Origin of the sequence: Methylocella silvestris BL2 (genome assembly GCF_000021745.1) — a bacterium.
In the GTDB taxonomy this organism is placed as follows: Bacteria; Pseudomonadota; Alphaproteobacteria; order Rhizobiales; family Beijerinckiaceae; genus Methylocapsa; species Methylocapsa silvestris.
The window spans coordinates 4,147,210-4,166,518 of sequence record NC_011666.1 but is presented as its reverse complement, the minus strand read 5'-3'; the positions used below and the strand labels follow the sequence as shown (position 1 = coordinate 4,166,518).

Below are 19,309 nucleotides of genomic sequence, written 5' to 3'. Positions count from 1 at the left end.
GAAGTTACGCTTTGTTAACCTTATCCCGCGTGCGTTGTTGCACGAGTCGGATCTGCCGCATCGCCTCGCCCGCGACGATTGCGGCCGCGACCGCGACATTGAGCGAACGCATGCCATCCGCCAGCGGAATGATGATCCGCGCGTCGGCGCTGCGATGCACTTCGTCCGGCGCCCCGGCCGATTCGCGCCCAAGCAGCAGAATGTCTCCGGCGCGGAAGGCAAAATCGGCATAGGGGAGCGCGGCTTTGGTCGAGAGCAGCACGAGGCGCGCGCCTTCCGCGCGGCGGGCTGCGTCGAAGGCGGCGAACGAAACATGACGCTCAATCGCAACATGATCGAGGTAATCCATGCCGGCGCGGCGAAAATGCCTGTCGCTGACCGGAAAGCCGGCGGGCTCGATGATCGCCGCCCGCAATCCGAGACAGGCGCACATGCGCAGGATCGTCCCGGCGTTCTGCGGAATGTCGGGCTGGTACAAAGCGACGGTCAGATCGACCGGCTCGAACACGCTCATCCCTCGCCGATCTCCGCCAAAGGGCGCAGACCGGCACAGGCCTGGCAGGGGATTTTCATTACTATAAAAAAAACTTGGCGGCTAAGCGTCACACCTTGACCTATGATGTTGATTCTTTCTACGCCCTTGATTAGTGCGTAGGGAAATTCGAGGCGTTCCAAATTGCGGGGGCGCAGCGCCAGTTTGAGGACATTATGGCAGCCACAACCACGCTGGAAGAGCCGACCCGCCGAGATTTCCTTTACATCGCGACAGCCGCCGTCGGAATCGTGGGAGCCGGCGCTGCGGTCTGGCCGCTGATCAGCCAGATGAGCCCCGACGCCTCGACGCTCGCGGCCGGCTCCGTTGAAGTCGATATCAGCGGCATCGCCGTGGGCCAGATCCTCACCGTGAAATGGCGCGGCAAGCCGATTTTCGTGTCTCACCGCACGCCGGAGGAAATCGCCGCCGTGCGCGCGGTTCCCCTGAATGAACTGAAAGATCCGGCGACCGATCAGTCGCGGGTGCAAAAGCCGGAATGGCTCATCGTCATCGGAATCTGCACCCATCTCGGCTGCGTGCCGCTCGGCAATGAAGGGCCCTATCATGGCTTCTTCTGCCCCTGCCACGGCTCGGTCTATGATCCCTCGGGCCGCATCCGGCAGGGGCCGGCGCCGGCCAATCTTGTGGTCCCGCCCTATAAATTCGTCAGCGACGCCAAGATTTCCATCGGCTAGGCTTCAGCATTTGCGGGCGCGCAGCGCATCGGCTCCTCCCCGCGATCCTGAACATCCCTTATTTTTTCAACGCGGCGCCATTGTCGGGCGGCGCATTCTGACAGAGACGAGCGCATGAGCGGAGAATCGACTTACGTCCCGAAGAATGCAGTCGCGAAATGGTTTGAAAGCCGCTTGCCGGTGCTGGGGCTGGCGCATTCCTCCTTCGTGGTCTTCCCCAATCCGCGCAATCTGAATTACTGGTGGACCTTCGGCGGCATTCTCGCCTTTCTGCTCATTTCGCAGATCATCACCGGCGTCGTGCTGGCGATGCATTACACGCCCGAATCCACGCTCGCCTTCGATTCGGTCGAGCGCATCATGCGCGACGTGAACTTCGGCTGGCTGATGCGCTACTGGCACGCCAATGGCGCGTCGATGTTCTTCATCGGCCTCTATGTCCACATTCTTCGCGGCATGTATTACGGCTCCTACAAGGCGCCGCGCGAAGTTTTATGGCTGCTCGGATTCATCATCTATCTCCTGTCGATGGCGACGGCCTTCATGGGTTATGTGCTGCCTTGGGGACAGATGAGCTTTTGGGGCGCGACCGTCATCACCAGCCTGTTCTCGGCGATCCCGGTCGTTGGCGACGCCATCACCACTTGGCTGTGGGGCGGCTATTCGGTCGATAATGCGACGCTGAACCGCTTCTTCGCCCTGCATTATCTGCTGCCCTTCATGATCGTCGGCGTCGTCGGCCTGCATATCTGGGCGCTGCATGTGCCGGGATCGAACAATCCGACCGGCATCGAGCCGGAGAGCGCGAAAGACACCCTTCCCTTCCACCCCTATTTCACGGTGAAGGACGGGTTTGCGCTGACCGTTTTCCTGATCTTCTACGCCTGGTTCGTGTTCTACATTCCGAACTATCTCGGCCACGCCGACAATTACATCGAGGCCAACCCGCTGGTGACGCCGCCCCATATCGTTCCGGAATGGTACTATCTGCCCTTCTACGCGATCCTCCGCTCGATCCCCTCGAAATTTGGCGGCTTCCTCGCCATGTTCGGCGCCGTGCTGATTGTCGCCGTTTTGCCCTGGCTCGACACTTCGAAGATCAAATCGGCGGTCTACCGTCCATTGTTTCGGATCTTCTTCTGGATCTTCGTCGTCGACGCCGTGCTGCTCGGCTATATCGGCTCGCAACCGCCGGAGGGCGGCGCGGTGATCGCCGGACGCCTGTTGACGGCCTATTATTTCATCCACTTCCTGGTGATCCTGCCGCTGCTCAGCCGATTTGAGCCGACGCGGCCGCTGCCGGCCTCCATTTCCGACGCGGTGCTTGGCGACTCCGTGAAGGCGGAGCCTGCGCTGGCGAGCCACTGAGCCTAAAGAGACGGCCGTGTCCAAAAGGAATTCATTCATGACGCTTGCCAGCAAATTCGCCGCAGGCGCGGGGGCGGCCTTTTTCGGCGCCCTCGCCTTAACCTTCGCGGTTTCAGCAACCTCGGTTCGCGCCGACGACAAGGCCGGCGCGGCCGCCGGGGATAAAGCCGGCGCAGGGGCCGAATCGGCCGTGGTCGTGGAGCATCCACATCCGCATCGGCAATCCTGGAGCTTCGCTGGTCCGTTCGGCAAATTCGATCGCGCCCAGCTTCAGCGCGGCTATCAGGTCTATAAGGAAGTCTGCTCGGCCTGCCATTCCATGCGGCTTGTCGCCTTCCGCGACCTCGAGGAGAACAGCGGCCCGGCCTTCTCCGAGTCGCAGATCAAGGCGCTCGCGGCCACTTTCAAGGTCAAGGACGGTCCCAACGAGGCCGGCGAGATGTTCGAGCGGCCCGGACGCCCCTCGGATTATTTCCCCTCGCCGTTCCCCAATCCCCAGGCCGCCCGCGCCGCGCTTGGCGCCATTCCGCCTGACATGTCGGTGCTGGCCAAGGCGCGCGACCTGCACAGCGGCTTCCCGGGCTTCGTCATCGACGCCTTCACCCAATATCAGGAGGGCGGCCCCGACTATATCTACGCCCTGCTCAACGGCTATACGAAGCCGGACGACCCGAATTTCAACGCCATCTTCCCGGGCCAGCATATCGCCATGCCGCCGCCGCTCAGCGACGGGCTGGTCGATTATACGGACGGCGCGCCGAAGACCACGCCGCAATACGCCAAAGACGTCACCGCCTTTCTGATGTGGGCCGCCGAGCCCAAGCTTGAGGCGCGCAAGAGCCTCGGCTTTGCGGTCATCATCTATCTGCTCGTCTTCGCCGGCCTGCTCTACACGATCAAGAAGCGTCTCTGGGCGAAAGTCCCTCACTGAGCTATTAGCACTACGCTGCATCTTCGGGGCGCGATTGGCTTTGGCCGATCGCGCCTTTTCTTTTGGCTTCGCCGCGGCGAGGATGCAGGGCGTCTTTCCCGCGCCAAGCGGGTGCTTGCCGTGCGGCCGTCAATCTGTCAGCACAGCATCAAACCTCTTCCCCGCCTCAAGGAACCGCCAAATGCCGACCGGCGCCGATTTCCCTGCCCCTTCGCCGGCCAGTCTTGCGCTGGCAGAGCGCGCGGAGCCGATCTCGTCCGAAACCATCGAGGCCGCGCTGAAGGCCAGCGCCTGGCCGTTCGAGGAAGCGCGCAAGCTGATCGACCGCCTCAAGGCGACCGGCAAGACCGAAGTCATCTTCGAGACCGGCTACGGTCCCTCCGGCTTGCCGCATATCGGCACCTTCGGCGAAGTCGCTCGCACCACCATGGTGCGCCACGCGTTTCGCGTCATGACGGAAGACCGCTTCAAGACGCGCCTCCTCGCCTTCTCCGACGACATGGACGCGCTGCGCAAGGTGCCGGACAATGTGCCGAACAAGGCGATGCTTGAATCGCATCTCGGCGAGCCGCTGACCCGCGTGCCCGACCCCTTCTCCAACGAATATCCTTCCTTCGGCGCCGCCAATAATGCGCGGCTGCGCGCCTTCCTCGACCGTTTCGGCTTCGATTATGAATTCGCCAGCTCGACCGATTATTACGCCTCGGGCCGGTTCGACGAAACGCTGCTGCGCATGCTCGCCGTCTATGACGAGGTGATGGAGATCATCCTGCCGACGCTCGGCCCGGATCGGCGGGCGACCTACTCCCCCTTCCTGCCGATCAGCCCGCGCTCCGGCAAAGTGCTGCAGGTTCCGATGGTCGAGCGCGACGCCGCGCGCGGAACGATCGTCTATGTCGACCCCGACACCGGCGAAAAAATCGAAACGCTCGTCACCGGCGGGCGCGTCAAATGCCAATGGAAAGCCGATTGGGCGATGCGCTGGTTCGCGCTCGGGATCGATTATGAGATGGCCGGAAAGGATCTGATCGAATCGGTCAAGCTCTCGAGCCGGATCTGCCGCGCCCTTGGCGGCCAGCCGCCCGACGGCTTCAACTACGAGCTTTTTTTGGACGACAAGGGCCAGAAAATCTCGAAGTCGAAAGGCAATGGCCTGACCATCGACGAATGGCTCGCCTATGCCAGCCCCGAAAGCCTCTCGCTGTTCATGTTCCAGAAGCCGACGGCGGCGAAGCGGCTTTATTTCGACGTCATCCCGCGCGCCGTCGACGATTATCTTAGCTTCCTCGAAGCCTATCCGCGCCAGCCGATCAAGGAGCAGCTCGGCAATCCGGTCTGGCACATCCATTCGGGCGCGCCGCCCGAGCCTGAAATTCTCGGCTCCGGCGAGCACCAAACCGCGGTCACCTTCGCTATGCTGCTCAATCTCGCGGCCGTCGCAAACAGCGAGGACCCGCAGGTGCTTTGGGGCTTTCTGCGCCGCTATGCGCCGGACGTCTCGCCCGAAAACCATCCGCGGCTCGGCGCCCTCATCGCCTATGCGGTGCGTTATTTCCGCGATTTCGTGCGCCCGGCAAAAGCCTATCGCGCGCCGGACGACGTCGAGCGCGAGGCGCTGGGCCGCCTCGCCGACATGCTGACGGCGCTGCCGGCGGACGCCAGCGCCGAGGCCATTCAATCGGCGCTTTACGATATCGGCCGCACAATCCCGCGTTATCAGGACATGAAGGCCAAGGGCGCGACGCCGGATCGCCCCGGCGTCTCGACCGATTTCTTCAATATGCTCTACGCGGTGCTGCTCGGCGAAGGCCGCGGCCCGCGCTTTGGCTCCTTCGCCGCGCTTTACGGCCTTGACGAGACCCGCAAGCTGATCGCTGCGGCGCTCAGCGGCGATCTCATCAAGCGTCACGAGGATTTTCTGACCGAGCGGAGGACCTAGCCGGTGCCGACGCGGCAAGGCGAAAAGCCAAAAATGGAGCTGATCTACAAGATCGCCCCGGCGGCGCTGTGGCGGCAGGCGCAGGACCGCGGCCGCTTCGATGGCTCGGCCGTCGATCTCAAGGATGGATTCATCCATTTTTCCACCGCCGCCCAGGTCGAGGAGACGGCGCGGCTGCATTTCGCCGGTCTCCCCGACCTCGTGCTGATCGCGGTCAACGCCACAAAGCTCGGCGCCGATCTGCGCTTCGAGGCCTCGCGCGGCGGCGCTTTGTTTCCACATCTTTATGCGCCGCTGCCGCTGGATTCGGTTGCGTCCGTCAAGCGGATTCCGCGCGGCGCCGATGGCGGCCATGATTTCTCGGGCCTGATCGACGCGCCGGCCAGCTGACCCGCCGAAGCTAAAATCCGCCCTTCAGCCCATAGGCGAGAATCGGCGCGGCGAGCACGTTGAGCAACCCCGCAAGCACCATGACGAGACCGGCGATCGAGCCTTCCTCCTGCCCGATCTCGCGCGCCTTGGCGGCGCCGGCGCCATGCGCGCCCATGCCGAGCAGCGCGCCGCGGGCGAGGCTTGAGCGGAGGGGCAGCAACGTCAGCATCAGCTCCCCGAGCGCCGCGCCGAAAATGCCGGTGACCATGACGAAAATCGCCGTCAGATCGGGCGCTCCCCCGATGTCGCCCGACACCTCCATGGCGAAGGGCGTGCTCATCGAGCGCGGCAGCAGGCTGAGCCGCAAATCGCCGGAAAGGCCGAGGGCGCTCGCCATCGCCCAGGCCGAGGCCATCGCCGTGCCGCTGCCAATGAGGACGCCAAGAAGCAGAACACGCCAGTTGCGGCGGATCGTCTCCCGCTTTTCGTAAATCGGGATCGCGAAGGCGACCGTCGCCGGACCCAGCGCCAGCATGATCCAATGCGCGCCGCGCATGTAGTCGACGTAACGGGCGCCGAGCAGAACGGCGAGAGCGAGCAGCAGCGCCGGCGTCACCGCCAGCGGCGACAGATACCAGCGCGGCCAGCGCGCATAGATTTTTCGCGCGCAAAGATAGAAGCCTATCGTCGCCGCCGGCCAGAACAGCGCGAGGACGATCGGCGACCCGAAGAAAGGATTATCGAGCGACATGGCGCGACGTCCAGCGCGCGCAAAGATCGACCGTCAGAGCGGTCGAGGCCATGACGCAGAGCGTTCCCGTGAGGATGACGGCCAGCAGTTTCAGCCCGAGCACGCCTACAAATTCGGAATGGTCGAGCAGCGCCATCACCGCCGGGACGAAGAACAGCAGCATCTCGGCGAGCAGCACTTCCGCGCCCCGGCGAAAGCTGAAGACGCTCATGCGCCCGCTCAGCAGCAAGGCCAGCACAGCCGCCATGCCGACGACGCCGCCGGGGACAGGCAGCCGCAAAGCCTGCGCGGCGGCCTGGCCGAGAAACCAGAAGCCTGTGAGGACGCCGAGCTGCAGCAGCCGGCTATGGTGGAACGCATATCGAATGCGAAAAAGAGGCCCGCGCCTATGCATATCCGTATCTCCAATCCGGAGGGAGCATACGCTGCGGAGCAGCATGACAAAAATGAATTGATTTCATAGAGTCTATTCTGATATCGAATTCTATATGGAGCTGAGGACGCTGCGCGCTTTCGTCGAGGTCGTCCGCCAGGGCGGCTTCTCGGCCGCCGCGAAAACGCTGAACGCGACGCAGCCGACCATCAGCAAATCGGTCAAGCTGATTGAGGACGAGCTTGGCGTCCCTTTGCTGGAGCGGCTTGGCCATCGCAGCGAACTTACCGCCGCCGGCGACATCGTCTATCGCCGCGCGCTGGCGATGCTCGCCCAGCGCGACGATCTCATCGCCGAACTCGACGAATTGCGCGGGCTGAAGCGCGGCGTGCTGCGGCTCGGCCTGCCGCCTATCGGCACGAGCCTGCTCTTCGCGCCGCTGTTTGCGATCTATCGCAGCCGCTATCCCGGCGTCGACATCCGCCTCAACGAGCATGGCAGCAAGCGGCTCGAGGAGCTTGTCGCCGCCGGGGAACTCGACCTCGCCGCCGTGCTGCTTCCGGCCGGGCATGATTTCGACTGGCAGAAGGTGCGCGACGAGCCGCTGATGGCGCTGATGGCGCCAGATCATCCCTGCGCCGGCGAGGAAAAGGTCGGGCTGGCGCGCCTCAAGACCTCGCCCTTCATCCTGTTCGAGAGCGGCTTCGCACTCAATCAGGTCATTCTCGACGCCTGCGGACGTCACGGCTTCGCGCCGACGGTCGCCGCGCGCAGTTCGCAGATCGATTTTGTGATCGAACTTGCAGCGGCGGGGCTTGGCGTCGCCTTTTTGCCCCGGCTAATGGCGGAGCAGCGCGCGAACCCCGGCGTCCGCCGCGTGCTGCTTGACGAGCCGGGCACGGAATGGCGGATGGTTCTGGCGTGGCGGCGCGGCGGCTATCTTTCCGCCGCCGCCCGCGCGTGGCTCGCCCTCGCGCGCGAACAAAAGACCGGCGCGTAGGCGGGCAGCCAGCCTTATTCGGCGCCGCCGTCGTCCGGAACCAGCGCGAACAACAGGAAGGAGCGCGCGGTCACCGCATATTTCTGGCCGAAGCGGAACGTCTGGGTTTCCTTTTCATCCTCCTCGACGGAAAGGTTGGTGTCGATCATCAAGGTCCAGTGCTGATCCGCGCCGCTCTGGCTCGGCAAGCTGAATTCGACGACGTCGTCCCAGGCGTTGAAGATCATCAAAATGGTCGCGTCTTCGCCGCGCTTGTGGATGCCGGTCGGCTGCGCGCGGCCGTCGAGCATAAGACCGAAACATTGCGCGAGCTCCCAATCGCCCTGCTCCATCTCGCCGCCGCCGGCGTTGATCCAGGTCAGCTCCTTGATATCCAGTTCTTCATTGTAGGCGACGGTCAAAAAGCGGCCCCGGCGCAAGATCGGGAAACGCTGCCGCAGCGCCGTGATGCGCGTGAAAAAGCGGATCAGCCTGAGGCCGCGCTCGCCAAAATTCCAGTCGACCCAGGACACTTCATTGTCCTGGCAATAGGCGTTATTGTTGCCCTGTTGCGTGCGGCCGAACTCGTCGCCGGCGACCACCATCGGACACCCCTGGCTGAGCAGCAGCGTCGCCAGCATGTTGCAGATCTGGCGCTCGCGCAGCCTGTTGATTTCCGGATCGTCGGTCGGCCCCTCGGCCCCATGGTTGAAGGAGCGGTTGTCGTCTGCGCCGTCCTTGTTGTCTTCGCCATTCGCCTCATTGTGCTTCTCGTTGTAGGAGACAACGTCGTTCAGCGTGAAGCCGTCATGTGCGGTGATGAAATTGACCGACGCCCAGGGCTTGCGGCCCTGATGATCGAATTCCTCGGGCGAAGCCAGAAGCCGCGGCGCGAGATCGCCAGCGCGGCAGGCGCCTCTCCAGAAATCGCGCGCCGCGCCGCGGAATTTGTCATTCCATTCCGACCAGCCGGGCGGAAAGGCGCCGACCTGATAGCCGCCGGGGCCGCAGTCCCACGGCTCGGCGATCAGCTTCACCGTGCCGAGCACGGGATCCTGGCTGCACGCCTTGAGGAAGCCCGACTGATTGTCGAATCCGTTCGGCTCGCGCGCGAGAATGGTGCCGAGATCGAAGCGGAAGCCGTCGACATGGGTCTCATTAACCCAATAGCGCAGGCTGTCCGTCACCATTTGAATCACGCGCGGATGCGACAGATTGACCGTGTTTCCAGTGCCGGTGTCATTGACGTAATGCCGCTTCTGGTCGGGCGGCAGCCGGTAATAGGAAGCGTTGTCGATGCCTTTAAAAGACAGCGTCGGACCCCGCTCATTGCCTTCGGCCGTGTGATTGTAAACGACGTCGAGAATGACCTCGAGCCTCGCGTCATGGAATCGCGAAACCATCTCCTTGAACTCGCGCAGGCAATTGGCGCGATCGGCCGCATAGCGCGGGTCCGGCGAGAAGAAGCCGATTGTATTATAGCCCCAATAATTGGTGAGATTTTTGTCGAGCAGATAGTCGTCATTGATGAAGCTGTGGATCGGCAACAGCTCGATCGAGGTCACGCCAATCGACTTGATGTAGTCGATGACCTGCTTCTCGCCGAGGCCGGCATAGGTCCCGCGCAGCGCCTCGGGGATCTTCGGATGGAGCTTGGTATAGCCGCGCACATGCGCTTCGTAAAAGATGGTCCGATCCCACGCGACGGGGCTGCGCCTCGGCTGCCCGCGCCAGTCGAAATTCGGATCGACGACGATCGATTTCGGCATGAAGGGGGCGCTGTCGCGCTCATCGAAGGAGAGGTCGCCGTCTGCGTGGCCAATCGTATAGCCGAACACCGCCGGATCCCATTTGAGGTCGCCCATATGGGCTCGGCCATAGGGGTCGAGCAGCAGTTTTGTGGGATTGAAGCGATGGCCGGCGTTGGGCTCATAGGGACCATGAACGCGATAGCCATAGACCTGTCCCGGCCCGACGTCGGGCAGCCAGCCATGATAGATCTGGTCAGTATATTCAGGGAGCGCCACGCGCTCGAGTTCGGTCTTGCCCTCGGAATCGAACAGGCAGACCTCGACCTTCGTCGCATTTGCCGAAAAGAGCGCGAAATTAACGCCCTCGCCATCCCATGTCGCGCCGATCGGATAGGGCAGGCCTTCGCGTATCCGGGATTTTATCGTCTCCGCCATCATGCCGTCTCCTATAGCGCCCGTCGCGCCCCAAGATTCTGCAACCCCTCAGAGGGTAGCGAGTTTCGTGCCGCCCGAGCCCGGAGCGCGGGCGCATCGCCGCAGGCTCACCGCAGTACCGGAACCCCGATCAGGATGGGATGGAGGAAGATCATCACGACATAGGCGACTGTCCCGCCGACGAGCGTCACGACATCGGCGCGGGTGAATTCGGCGAGCCGGGGCGCGCCCACGTCGCCGCGCCGCTTGACCGCGATCCGGTCGTAGACAGCGAAAGCGAGAAAGGAGCAAAACAGGATCATGCCGCCAAGATCGCCGTTGACGAGGAGATGCGCCAGCGCCCAGATCTTGATCGCGACAAGCATCGGGTGCCGCAGCCAGCCCCTGATCCGGCTCGGAGTCTTGCCCATCGCCGCGAGCGCAATAAAGGCAAGCCACATCAAAAGCATGGTGATGTGGCGCGTCCACTCCGGGGGCGCCCAGACCGGGATCAAGCCATGCGCCCGATAGCGCGAAAATCCCCAGACGATCAGCACGAAGCCGACGACAGACGCCGCCGCGTAAGCAAGCTTATAGGTGCGCTCGCCGAAGCGCCCGATCAATTCGACGCGCGTCTCCCGCATCGTCGTCAGCACATGGACGCCGAGAAAGACGATGAGTCCGACGATCAAGATCAACATGCCATCTTCCCTTTGCATAGCTGCGGGCGCGGGCGCCGCCCGGCTCCTCTATCACAGAAGGGCCGGATACGGCGAGACGGCTTCCGGGCAATTTGCCTTCCGCCTTGCGTCATCCGCTTGACAAGCCGCGGGCGCCTGACAAGCTCCGGGGAATCGCCGGCTGTCTCGAACCCACGCATTTTCGCCCGATAAAGCAGGACAGCCCGCCCCGCGCGTTCGTCCGTGGCGATTTGCGCGGCCTTCAGCCGGAGCCAAAAACAAAAAATCCTTGATCATAAAGTCGATGCGCCCGAATGGATCGAGCCTGTCGCAAAGGGAATTGAGATGTTCGCTCGCCGCGCCGCCCGATTTTGCCTGATCGCTGCTGTTCTGACCACCACGGGCGTTGCAACGGCGCAAGGCCAAAGCGATCTGAAGCAGGCCGCGACGAAAGCGGGCGAGATGGTGCAAACGCTGATCGCGCGCCTGCGCGGCGGCAAAATGCCCGCCGGCATCGCCAAATCGAACGGACGCATCGAGGCGACGCAGGTCGACGTCGCCGCGAAATATGGCGGGCGCCTCGAAACGCTCAATTTCGACGAAGGCGACGAGGTGACGGCCGGACAGGTCGTCGGCAAAATCGCTGGCCCCGAATATGAGGCGCAGCTGCGCGGCGCGCAGGCGCAGGTGCTGGGGGCGAAGCAGGCATTGGCCGAAGCGGTGGCGCTGATCGCGCAGCGTCAGAGCGATCTGACCTTCGCGAGGACCGATCTCGAACGCGGCCAGAGCCTGCTCCAGCGCGGCAACATCACGCAGCAGGTGGTCGATCAGCGGCGCAACAAATTCGAGGCGGCGGAGGCGGCCCATCGCGCCGCGACCGCGCAGCGCGACCAGGCGCAATTTGCGATCCAGACGGCGGAAGCCGATGTGCAACGGCTGCAATCGATCCTGGTCGATCTCGTGCTGGTGTCGCCGCGCAGCGGCCGCGTGCAATACAGGCTCGCGCGCGCAGGCGAGGTGGTGGCGCCCGGCCAGCGCATCCTCACCATCCTCGATCTCAACGATGTTTATATGACGATCTATCTGCCAGCGTCAGAGGCCGGCAAGCTCGCGCTCAGCGACGAGGCGCGCATTATCGCCGATCCCATTCCGCAATATGTGATTCCGGCCTCGATCAGCTTTGTCGCGACCGACGCGCAGTTCACGCCGAAAAGCGTCGAAACCGAGGATGAGCGGCAAAAGCTGATGTTCCGCGTCAAACTACAGGTCGATCCCAAGGTGCTGGAGAAATACCACCGGCAGGTCAAGACCGGCGTGCGCGGCATCGGCTTCGTGCGCACCGCATCCGGCGCCGATTGGCCCGACGATCTCAAGGTGAAACTGCCGCAATGACGCAAGATGTCGTCGCCGCGCTGAGGGGCGTCACCCATCGCTACGGCAAAAGGGTCGCGCTCGACGACGTCAGCCTCGATATTCCCGCCCGCTGCATGGTCGGCATGATCGGACCGGACGGCGTCGGCAAATCGACGCTGCTCGCGCTCGTTTCCGGCGTCCGCGCCATCCAGAGCGGCGGGGTCACGGTGTTCGGCGACGACATGGCCGACGAACGCCTGCGCTTTTCCAATTGTGGACGCATCGCCTACATGCCGCAGGGGCTCGGGCGCAATCTCTACCCGACGCTCACTGTTTTTGAAAATGTCGATTTCTTCGGCCGGCTGTTCGGGCAATCTGTTTCCCAACGTCGCGCGCGCATCGACGAATTGTTGCGCGCGACGGGTCTCGACCCGTTCATGGACAGGCCGGCGGGGCAGCTCTCAGGCGGCATGAAGCAGAAGCTTAGCCTTTGTTGCTCGCTGATGCATGATCCGACGCTGCTCATTCTCGACGAACCGACGACCGGCGTCGATCCGCTCTCGCGCCGCCAGTTCTGGGATCTTATCGCTTCGATGCGCGCGCGCCGCCCGGACATGAGCGTCATCGTCGCGACAGCCTATATGGACGAGGCGGCGCGCTTCGACTGGCTTGCGGCGATGGACGCGGGAAAAATCATAGCGCAGGGCCCGCCGCGGGACATTCTGGAGCGGGCGCATGAGACCTCTCTCGACAGCGCCTTCATCGCGCTTCTGCCGGAGGAAAAACGCGCGCAGCACAAGAAGGTTTTGGCGCGACCACGCCCCGACGGCGCTGACGAGCCGCCGGCGATCGAGGCCGAGGGGCTGACGCGGCGGTTCGGCTCCTTCGTCGCCGTTGACCATGTGAGCTTTCGAATCGCACGCGGCGAAATCTTCGGCTTTCTCGGCTCGAACGGCTGCGGCAAATCCACCACAATGAAGATGCTGACCGGCCTGTTGCCGGCGACCGAAGGCTCCGCGAAACTATTTGGCAAGCCGATGGCCTCCGACGATATGGCGATGCGGCAAAACGTCGGCTACATGTCGCAGGCCTTCTCGCTCTACGTCGAGCTCACCGTGCGCCAGAATCTCGAGCTGCACGCGCATCTTTATCATTTGCCGGCGAACGAGATCACAGGGCGCATCGACGAATTGTTGCAGCGCTACGATCTTCGCGAGTCCGTAGAGCAGCGGCCCGACAGCCTGCCGCTCGGCGTCAAGCAGAGACTGCAGCTTGCCGTCGCCGTGCTGCACCGGCCCGCCATATTGATCCTTGACGAACCGACGTCCGGCGTCGACCCGATCGCGCGCGACGCCTTCTGGCGCACGCTCATCGATCTGTCGCGCGACGATGGCGTCACCATCTTTATCTCGACGCATTTCATGAACGAGGCCGAGCGCTGCGACCGGATTTCGCTGATGCACGCGGGCAAGGTGCTTGCGGTTGGAACGCCGCGCGAGCTGGTTGAGAAGCGCGGCGCCGCGACGCTCGAGGACGCCTTCATCGGCTATCTCATCGACGCCGAAGCGACGACCCGACCTTCCGCGCCCGCAACAACTGAGGCGGCGGCGCCGCCGCCGACCGCGGACCATTCCGGCAAGACGAGGCGCTTCGATCCAAGGCGCCTTTGGGCCTATGCGCGGCGCGAGACCATGGAGCTTCTGCGCGATCCGATCCGGCTTGCTTTCGCTCTTGTCGGCCCGCTGATATTGATGATGGCTTTCGGCTATGGCATTTCCTTCGACGTCGAGAATCTCAAATATGCCGCCTTCGATCAGGACCGGACGCCGGAAAGCCGGCGGCTGCTCGAAAGCTTCTCTGGATCGCGCTATTTTTCCGAACAGCCGCCGATCGAGTCGCCGGCCGAAATGGAGGAGCGCTTCAAGCGCGGCGAGCTGAGCCTCGTCGTCGAAATTCCCGCAGGCTTCGGCCGCGATCTGCAAAATTTGCGCGCGCCCGAAGTCACCGTGCTGATCGACGGCGCGATGCCGTTTCGCGGCGAGACGGCGCGCGGCTATGTGAGCGGGCTCGCCGTGCAATATCTGAAGGAGCGAGCAGTCGAAAGACTTGGCGCCAACGCGGTCGTCTCCACCGTGAACATCGAGACGCGCTTTCGCTATAATCAGGCCTTTAAAAGCGTCAACGCCATGGTTCCCGGCGTCATCGTGCTGATGTTGATTCTCATCCCGGCGATCATGTCGGCGGTCGCCGTGGTGAAGGAAAAAGAGACGGGCTCGATCGCCAATTTCCGCGCGACGCCGATCAGCAAGTTTGAATTTCTGTTCGGCAAGCAGCTGCCCTATGTCGGCGTCGCCATGGCGAGCTTTTTTCTGCTCGTGCTGCTGGCGGCCCTCCTGTTCGGCGTCGAGGTCAAGGGATCCTTCGCGACGCTCGCGCTCGCGACCCTCTGCTATGTCTTCGCGACAACCGGCTTCGGCCAGCTCGTCTCGACTTTTACGCGCACGCAGGTCGCGGCCGTTTTTGCAACCGCCATCCTCTGCTTCATAACGGCGGTGAATTTTTCTGGCCTCTTGACGCCGGTCGCCTCGCTGTCCGGCGGCGCGCGGCTGATTGGCCTCTCCTTTCCGGCCGCCTGGTATCACCCCATCAGCATCGGCGCCTTCACGAAATCGCTCGGCCTGTCCGAACTCTGGTTCAACATCGTCGTGCTTCTCGGATTTGCGCTCGCCTATCTCGCCGCCGCTCAATTCCTTCTGAAGAAACAGGAGCCCTGACGTGAAGGCGGCCGCCAAGACTGGGTCGGGATCGGACACGGGCGGGCTCCGCGCGCGCCTGTCCACGATCTACCGGCTGATGGTGAAGGAGCTGCGCAGCATCAAGGCCGATCCCGTGATGCTGATCCTCGTCGTCTATGCCTTCACCGTCGCGATCTATACCGTCGCGAATGGCGCGACGACCGAGGCGACCAATCTGTCGGTCGGCATCGTCGACGAGGATCGCTCCGAGCTGTCGCGCCGGATCGCCGACGGGCTGACGCCGCCGCTGTTCCAGCGCGCGGTCGAAGTTTCGGCCGGCGGCATCGACAAGGTCATGGACGAGGGCCAGCTCGTCTTTGTGATCGAGATTCCACCGCGATTCCAGGCCGATATCCTCGCCAGCCGCGCGACGTCCGTGCAGGTCAACATTGACGCCACCGCCATCACGCAGGCGGGCAATGGCGCCGTCTACATTCAGAACATCATCGCGACCGAAGTCGCCAATTTCCTCTCGGGGCGGGAAGGAACCACCGAGATCCCTGTCAACGTCGTCACCCGCGCAAAATTCAATCCGAACTTGAAATCGAGCTGGTTCACCTCGGTGATGCAGGTCATCAACAATATCACGCTGCTCACCGTCATCCTGACCGGCGCGGCGCTGATCCGCGAAAGGGAGCAGGGAACCGTCGAGCATCTTCTCGTCATGCCGGTGACGCCCTCCGAAATCATGCTCGCCAAGATCCTCGCCAACGGGCTCGTCATTCTCGCCGCCGCCGGCCTGTCGCTGGCGCTCGTGGTGCAGGTGGCGCTGTCCGTGCCTATCGCCGGCTCGATTCCGCTGTTTCTCGGCGGCTCGTGTTTCTACGTCTTCACCGTGGCTGCGCTCGGCATTCTGCTCGGCACCATCGCCTCGTCGATGGGGCAGTTCGGCCTGCTTGCGATTCCCGTGCTGCTCATCATGCAGCTTTTATCTGGCAGCAGCACGCCGATCGAAAGCATGCCCGTCTGGTTGCGCTATGTGATGGAGACGATCAGCCCAACGCCGCATTTCGTCGCTTTCGCCCAGGCTGTTCTCTACCGCGGCGCGGGCCTCTCCATCGTCTGGCCGCAACTTGTCGCCGTCGCGGTGATCGGGGGGGTCTATTTTGTGTTCGCGCTGCGCCGCTTCCGCCGCGTGATCTTCGGCGCGTAAACAAGCGCCCACCCAGCACACCAACGTCTCACCCGCCGCTTCTGAGCCGGTAGGGCACCATGCCGCGTTCGTTGGCGTCGACCTCGATTGCCGCGTCGAGCGGCGGCACGGCGCGCTGCAGGCAGTCTTGCCGTTCGCAGACGCGGCAGGCGACGCCGATCTTGGCGACCGTTGCGGAGCTGCGAAGATCGATCGCGTCGGAATAGACGAGATCTTGCGCATGATCGATCTCGCAGCCAAAGCCGATCGCGTAATTGCGCTGCGGCGAGCCGAACGAGCCACCCTTCTTGGCGATCGAGCGCGCCACCGAAAGATAGCGCACGCCATCCGGCATTTCGGCGACCTGCACGAGGAAGTGGTTGGGCCGCTCGAACGCCTCATGGATGTTCCACAAGGGACAGGCGCCGCCATAGCGGGCGAACTGGAAACGCGTCGCGCTGTGGCGTTTGGTGATGTTGCCGGCCCGGTCGACCCGCAGAAAATAGAAGGGCGCGCCCTCGCGGCCGGGTCGCTGCAGCGTCGAGAAACGGTGGCAGACCTGTTCGATGCTGACGCCGAACTGCCGCGACAGGCGCTCGACGTCATGGCGGGCCGCGCGCGCTTCGCCGGAAAAGCGCGCATAGGGCATCACAAGCGCGCTGGCGAAATAATTGGCGAGCGCGAGTTTGGCGATCTCCGCCGAGGCCGGGCTCTTGAACCGCGCGGCGCCGGCGAGCTCGTCGATTTTTTCGTGCTGCGTGCGCGCCGCGATGTGGCAGGCGAGCAGGAATTTCTGCGTCGCCGGCTCCTGATCGCCGTCAAGGAACAGGGCGCCGATGGCAGGGTCGTAGCGGCTGATCGGGCCGCCGGCCGTCTTCGGAGTCGAAACGATCACGCGCGCGCCGAGCTCGCGCGCGGAATAGTCGGCAAGGCTCTGATAGGAGACGGCGTTCTCGCCCCAAAGCCGCTCGGCCAGCGCCTCGGCGCTGCGGTCCAGCGCATCGCAGTAATTGCCCATGAAATGGAAGAAATCCCGCACTTCGTCGAAGGCGAAGGGACGCCTTTGCGCCTCGATCGGGCCCTCGCCCTGGCGCAGGGCGTCGTCGAGCCCGCGATAGCGCTCCTCCATGCGGCGATAGGAGGAATGCAGATCGAGCATGGCGCGAACGAGATGGGGCGCTGCGGCCGAGATCGCCTTCAGTTCGCGGCCGCTGACGCTCGCGTGCTCGAACAGGGGATCGGACAGCATCTCGCGCAGATTGGCGGCGAGTCGTTCCGGCCCATCGTCGTAAAGATCGGCGACCTGCAGCTTCAGGACGCGGGTGACCTCGACGAGGATCGCTGCGGTCAGCGGGCGCTGATCGCTTTCGATCTGGTTCAGATAGCTTGGCGAGATCCCGAGGCGCCTGGCGACGAGCGCTTGCGGGAGGGAGAGCTCCTCGCGGCGGCGCCTCAGGATCTGGCCGGCGAACAATTTCTTCATTTTGTAAATCCATTTGATTTACAGATTTGCAAATTTGCCCGATTTGCATTGATCGCGCCGCTCACTGCAGTAGAACGCAAGGGCCGGATCGACAACAAAAATCGGCTGCGCGCCAGCCGAAACAGGCAAAAGCCGCGTCCCTTTCAAATCGGCTGAAAATTTGTGAAGATTGCGCACGTCCGCTTCGCCAAATGCGGCGGCGGCCGCAACAGGAGACGTCTCGCCATGCGACATGTCATTGAGGAGCTTGAACGCCGCCGCGACGAGGCGCTGGCCGGCGGCGGCGCGCGGCGCGTCGGCGCCCAGCACGCCAAGGGCAAGCTGACCGCAAGAGAGCGCGTCGAGCTTTTGCTCGATAAGGGCTCCTTCGAGGAGTTCGACATGTATGTCGAGCATCGCTGCTCCGATTTCGGCATGGAGAAGCAGAAGATCCCGGGCGATGGCGTCGTCACTGGCTGGGGCACGATCAACGGCCGCGCCATCTTCGTTTTTTCCAAAGATTTCACGGTGTTCGGCGGCTCGCTCAGCGAGGCCCACGCCGCCAAGATCATCAAGATTCAGGACATGGCGCTGCGTATGCGCGCGCCGATCATCGGGCTGTTCGACGCCGGCGGGGCGCGCATCCAGGAAGGCGTCGCGGCGCTCGGCGGCTATGCCGAAATTTTTCGCCGCAACGTCGAGGCCTCGGGAGTCATTCCGCAGATCTCGGTGATCATGGGCCCTTGCGCCGGCGGCGACGTCTATTCGCCGGCGATGACCGATTTCATCGTCATGGTGCGCGACACGAGCTATATGTTCGTGACCGGGCCCGACGTCGTCAAAACCGTCACCAATGAATCCGTCACCGCGGAGGAGCTCGGCGGCGCGCGCATCCACACGACGAAATCCTCGATCGCCGACATCGCCTTCGACAATGACGTCGAAGCGCTGCTGCAGTTGCGCCGCCTGATCGATTTTCTTCCCGCCAACAACACCAGCGGCGCGGCGCATTGGCCGAGCTTCGACGACGTCGATCGCGTCGAGCCGAGCCTCGACACGCTGGTTCCCGACAACGCCAACAAGCCCTACGACATCAAGGAGCTGATCGAGAAGACGGTCGACGAGCGCGACTTTTTTGAGATTCAGGGCGCCTTCGCCGGCAATATCGTGACCGGCTTCGGCCGCATCGACGGGCGCACGGTCGGCTTCGTCGCCAACCAGCCGATGGTGCTCGCCGGCGTGCTCGACTCCGACGCTTCCCGCAAGGCGGCGCGCTTCGTGCGCTTTTGCGATTGCTACGATATTCCGATCGTCACTTTCGTCGACGTTCCGGGGTTCCTGCCCGGCGTCGCGCAGGAATATGGCGGACTGATCAAGCATGGCGCGAAATTGCTGTTCGCCTACTCGCAATGCACCACGCCATTGATCACCGTGATTACGCGCAAAGCCTTCGGCGGCGCCTATGACGTCATGGCCTCAAAGCATATCGGCGCCGACGTCAATTACGCCTGGCCCTCGGCGCAGATCGCAGTGATGGGCGCAAAGGGCGCGGTCGAGATTATTTTCCGTCAGGACATGGACGATAAGGATAAAATCGCGGCGCTGACCAAGAGCTATGAAGACCGCTTCCTATCGCCCTTCGTCGCCGCCGAGCGCGGCTATATCGACGAAGTGATCAAGCCGCGGGAGACGCGGTTGCGGATCGCGCGGGCGCTCGCCATGCTGCGCAGCAAGACAGCCGAAAAGCCCTGGCGCAAGCACGACAACATTCCGCTGTGA

At 63.3% G+C, this 19,309-nt stretch carries 16 protein-coding genes; 10 read left to right on the top strand and 6 right to left on the bottom strand.

Annotated features, from left to right (window positions below; translation table 11 throughout):
* Nucleotides 1-4 precede the first annotated feature (4 nt).
* On the bottom strand, nucleotides 5-514 hold the full coding sequence (locus MSIL_RS19310; RefSeq protein ID WP_012592752.1) for a tRNA (cytidine(34)-2'-O)-methyltransferase: 510 nt from the start codon (nucleotides 512-514) through the stop codon (nucleotides 5-7).
* Between the two features lie 194 nt (nucleotides 515-708).
* Here MSIL_RS19310 and petA point away from each other — a divergent pair, with 194 nt between their 5' ends.
* The 5 genes from petA to MSIL_RS19285 all read left to right on the top strand — a co-directional run bounded on the left by petA (nucleotide 709) and on the right by MSIL_RS19285 (nucleotide 5,858).
* Nucleotides 709-1,230 (top strand): ubiquinol-cytochrome c reductase iron-sulfur subunit, encoded by a 522-nt coding sequence (gene petA, locus MSIL_RS19305; protein WP_012592751.1) that lies wholly within the window; start codon nucleotides 709-711, stop codon nucleotides 1,228-1,230.
* Nucleotides 1,231-1,344: 114 nt separating this feature from the next.
* On the top strand, nucleotides 1,345-2,598 hold the full coding sequence (locus MSIL_RS19300) for a cytochrome b (protein WP_012592750.1): 1,254 nt from the start codon (nucleotides 1,345-1,347) through the stop codon (nucleotides 2,596-2,598).
* A 37-nt stretch (nucleotides 2,599-2,635) separates the two neighbouring features.
* Nucleotides 2,636-3,529 (top strand): cytochrome c1, encoded by an 894-nt coding sequence (locus tag MSIL_RS19295; RefSeq protein ID WP_012592749.1) that lies wholly within the window; start codon nucleotides 2,636-2,638, stop codon nucleotides 3,527-3,529.
* A 181-nt stretch (nucleotides 3,530-3,710) separates the two neighbouring features.
* Nucleotides 3,711-5,468: a lysine--tRNA ligase gene (locus tag MSIL_RS19290; RefSeq protein ID WP_012592748.1), complete on the top strand. Its 1,758-nt coding sequence runs from the start codon at nucleotides 3,711-3,713 to the stop codon at nucleotides 5,466-5,468.
* 33 nt (nucleotides 5,469-5,501) lie between these two features.
* The gene (locus MSIL_RS19285; protein ID WP_041369554.1) at nucleotides 5,502-5,858 is read left to right on the top strand and encodes a DUF952 domain-containing protein; all 357 of its coding nucleotides are present in this window, start codon (nucleotides 5,502-5,504) and stop codon (nucleotides 5,856-5,858) included.
* Nucleotides 5,859-5,868: 10 nt separating this feature from the next.
* Here MSIL_RS19285 and MSIL_RS19280 read toward each other — a convergent pair whose 3' ends face one another.
* Nucleotides 5,869-6,591 carry an LrgB family protein gene (locus tag MSIL_RS19280; protein WP_012592746.1) on the bottom strand — a complete coding sequence of 241 codons (723 nt, stop codon included), beginning with the start codon at nucleotides 6,589-6,591 and terminating at the stop codon, nucleotides 5,869-5,871.
* On the bottom strand, nucleotides 6,578-6,985 hold the full coding sequence (locus tag MSIL_RS19275; RefSeq protein WP_012592745.1) for a CidA/LrgA family protein: 408 nt from the start codon (nucleotides 6,983-6,985) through the stop codon (nucleotides 6,578-6,580). Before MSIL_RS19275 ends, MSIL_RS19280 begins: the two co-directional genes overlap by 14 nt.
* Nucleotides 6,986-7,079: 94 nt before the next feature.
* On the opposite strand from MSIL_RS19275, the gene MSIL_RS19270 reads away from it, so the two are divergent.
* A complete protein-coding gene (locus tag MSIL_RS19270; RefSeq protein WP_012592744.1) occupies nucleotides 7,080-7,964 on the top strand; it encodes a LysR family transcriptional regulator in 885 nt (294 codons plus the stop codon).
* 14 nt (nucleotides 7,965-7,978) lie between these two features.
* Here the strand turns inward: MSIL_RS19270 and glgX are convergent, their stop codons facing one another.
* Nucleotides 7,979-10,132 (bottom strand): glycogen debranching protein GlgX, encoded by a 2,154-nt coding sequence (gene glgX, locus MSIL_RS19265; protein WP_012592743.1) that lies wholly within the window; start codon nucleotides 10,130-10,132, stop codon nucleotides 7,979-7,981.
* A 104-nt stretch (nucleotides 10,133-10,236) separates the two neighbouring features.
* Nucleotides 10,237-10,809 (bottom strand): NnrU family protein, encoded by a 573-nt coding sequence (locus tag MSIL_RS19260; RefSeq protein WP_012592742.1) that lies wholly within the window; start codon nucleotides 10,807-10,809, stop codon nucleotides 10,237-10,239.
* 324 nt (nucleotides 10,810-11,133) lie between these two features.
* On the opposite strand from MSIL_RS19260, the gene MSIL_RS19255 reads away from it, so the two are divergent.
* The 3 genes from MSIL_RS19255 to MSIL_RS19245 are packed head-to-tail and all read left to right on the top strand — an operon-like array spanning nucleotide 11,134 to nucleotide 16,089.
* Entirely contained in the window at nucleotides 11,134-12,180 is a 1,047-nt protein-coding gene (locus tag MSIL_RS19255; protein WP_012592741.1) for an HlyD family secretion protein, read from the top strand.
* Nucleotides 12,177-14,915 (top strand): ribosome-associated ATPase/putative transporter RbbA, encoded by a 2,739-nt coding sequence (gene rbbA, locus MSIL_RS19250; protein WP_012592740.1) that lies wholly within the window; start codon nucleotides 12,177-12,179, stop codon nucleotides 14,913-14,915. The genes MSIL_RS19255 and rbbA overlap by 4 nt, the downstream gene beginning before the upstream one ends.
* 1 nt (nucleotide 14,916) lies before the next feature.
* Nucleotides 14,917-16,089 (top strand): ABC transporter permease, encoded by a 1,173-nt coding sequence (locus MSIL_RS19245; protein WP_012592739.1) that lies wholly within the window; start codon nucleotides 14,917-14,919, stop codon nucleotides 16,087-16,089.
* Nucleotides 16,090-16,117: 28 nt separating this feature from the next.
* Here MSIL_RS19245 and MSIL_RS19240 read toward each other — a convergent pair whose 3' ends face one another.
* The gene (locus MSIL_RS19240; protein ID WP_012592738.1) at nucleotides 16,118-17,551 is read right to left on the bottom strand and encodes a helix-turn-helix domain-containing protein; all 1,434 of its coding nucleotides are present in this window, start codon (nucleotides 17,549-17,551) and stop codon (nucleotides 16,118-16,120) included.
* A 225-nt stretch (nucleotides 17,552-17,776) separates the two neighbouring features.
* Between MSIL_RS19240 and MSIL_RS19230 the strand changes: the two genes are divergently transcribed.
* Nucleotides 17,777-19,309: an acyl-CoA carboxylase subunit beta gene (locus MSIL_RS19230; RefSeq protein ID WP_012592737.1), complete on the top strand. Its 1,533-nt coding sequence runs from the start codon at nucleotides 17,777-17,779 to the stop codon at nucleotides 19,307-19,309.

Bases quoted from the DNA above. Each gene is read 5' to 3' on its own strand.
- MSIL_RS19295 (WP_012592749.1), top strand. From the start codon at position 2,636: ATGACGCTTGCCAGCAAATTCGCCGCAGGCGCGGGGGCGGCCTTTTTC.
- MSIL_RS19280 (WP_012592746.1), bottom strand. From the start codon at position 6,591: ATGTCGCTCGATAATCCTTTCTTCGGGTCGCCGATCGTCCTCGCGCTG.
- MSIL_RS19310 (WP_012592752.1), bottom strand. From the start codon at position 514: ATGAGCGTGTTCGAGCCGGTCGATCTGACCGTCGCTTTGTACCAGCCC.
- petA (WP_012592751.1), top strand. From the start codon at position 709: ATGGCAGCCACAACCACGCTGGAAGAGCCGACCCGCCGAGATTTCCTT.
- MSIL_RS19260 (WP_012592742.1), bottom strand. From the start codon at position 10,809: ATGTTGATCTTGATCGTCGGACTCATCGTCTTTCTCGGCGTCCATGTG.
- MSIL_RS19285 (WP_041369554.1), top strand. From the start codon at position 5,502: ATGGAGCTGATCTACAAGATCGCCCCGGCGGCGCTGTGGCGGCAGGCG.
- MSIL_RS19240 (WP_012592738.1), bottom strand. From the start codon at position 17,551: ATGAAGAAATTGTTCGCCGGCCAGATCCTGAGGCGCCGCCGCGAGGAG.
- MSIL_RS19300 (WP_012592750.1), top strand. From the start codon at position 1,345: ATGAGCGGAGAATCGACTTACGTCCCGAAGAATGCAGTCGCGAAATGG.
- MSIL_RS19290 (WP_012592748.1), top strand. From the start codon at position 3,711: ATGCCGACCGGCGCCGATTTCCCTGCCCCTTCGCCGGCCAGTCTTGCG.
- MSIL_RS19230 (WP_012592737.1), top strand. From the start codon at position 17,777: ATGCGACATGTCATTGAGGAGCTTGAACGCCGCCGCGACGAGGCGCTG.
- MSIL_RS19275 (WP_012592745.1), bottom strand. From the start codon at position 6,985: ATGCATAGGCGCGGGCCTCTTTTTCGCATTCGATATGCGTTCCACCAT.
- glgX (WP_012592743.1), bottom strand. From the start codon at position 10,132: ATGATGGCGGAGACGATAAAATCCCGGATACGCGAAGGCCTGCCCTAT.
- rbbA (WP_012592740.1), top strand. From the start codon at position 12,177: ATGACGCAAGATGTCGTCGCCGCGCTGAGGGGCGTCACCCATCGCTAC.
- MSIL_RS19255 (WP_012592741.1), top strand. From the start codon at position 11,134: ATGTTCGCTCGCCGCGCCGCCCGATTTTGCCTGATCGCTGCTGTTCTG.
- MSIL_RS19270 (WP_012592744.1), top strand. From the start codon at position 7,080: ATGGAGCTGAGGACGCTGCGCGCTTTCGTCGAGGTCGTCCGCCAGGGC.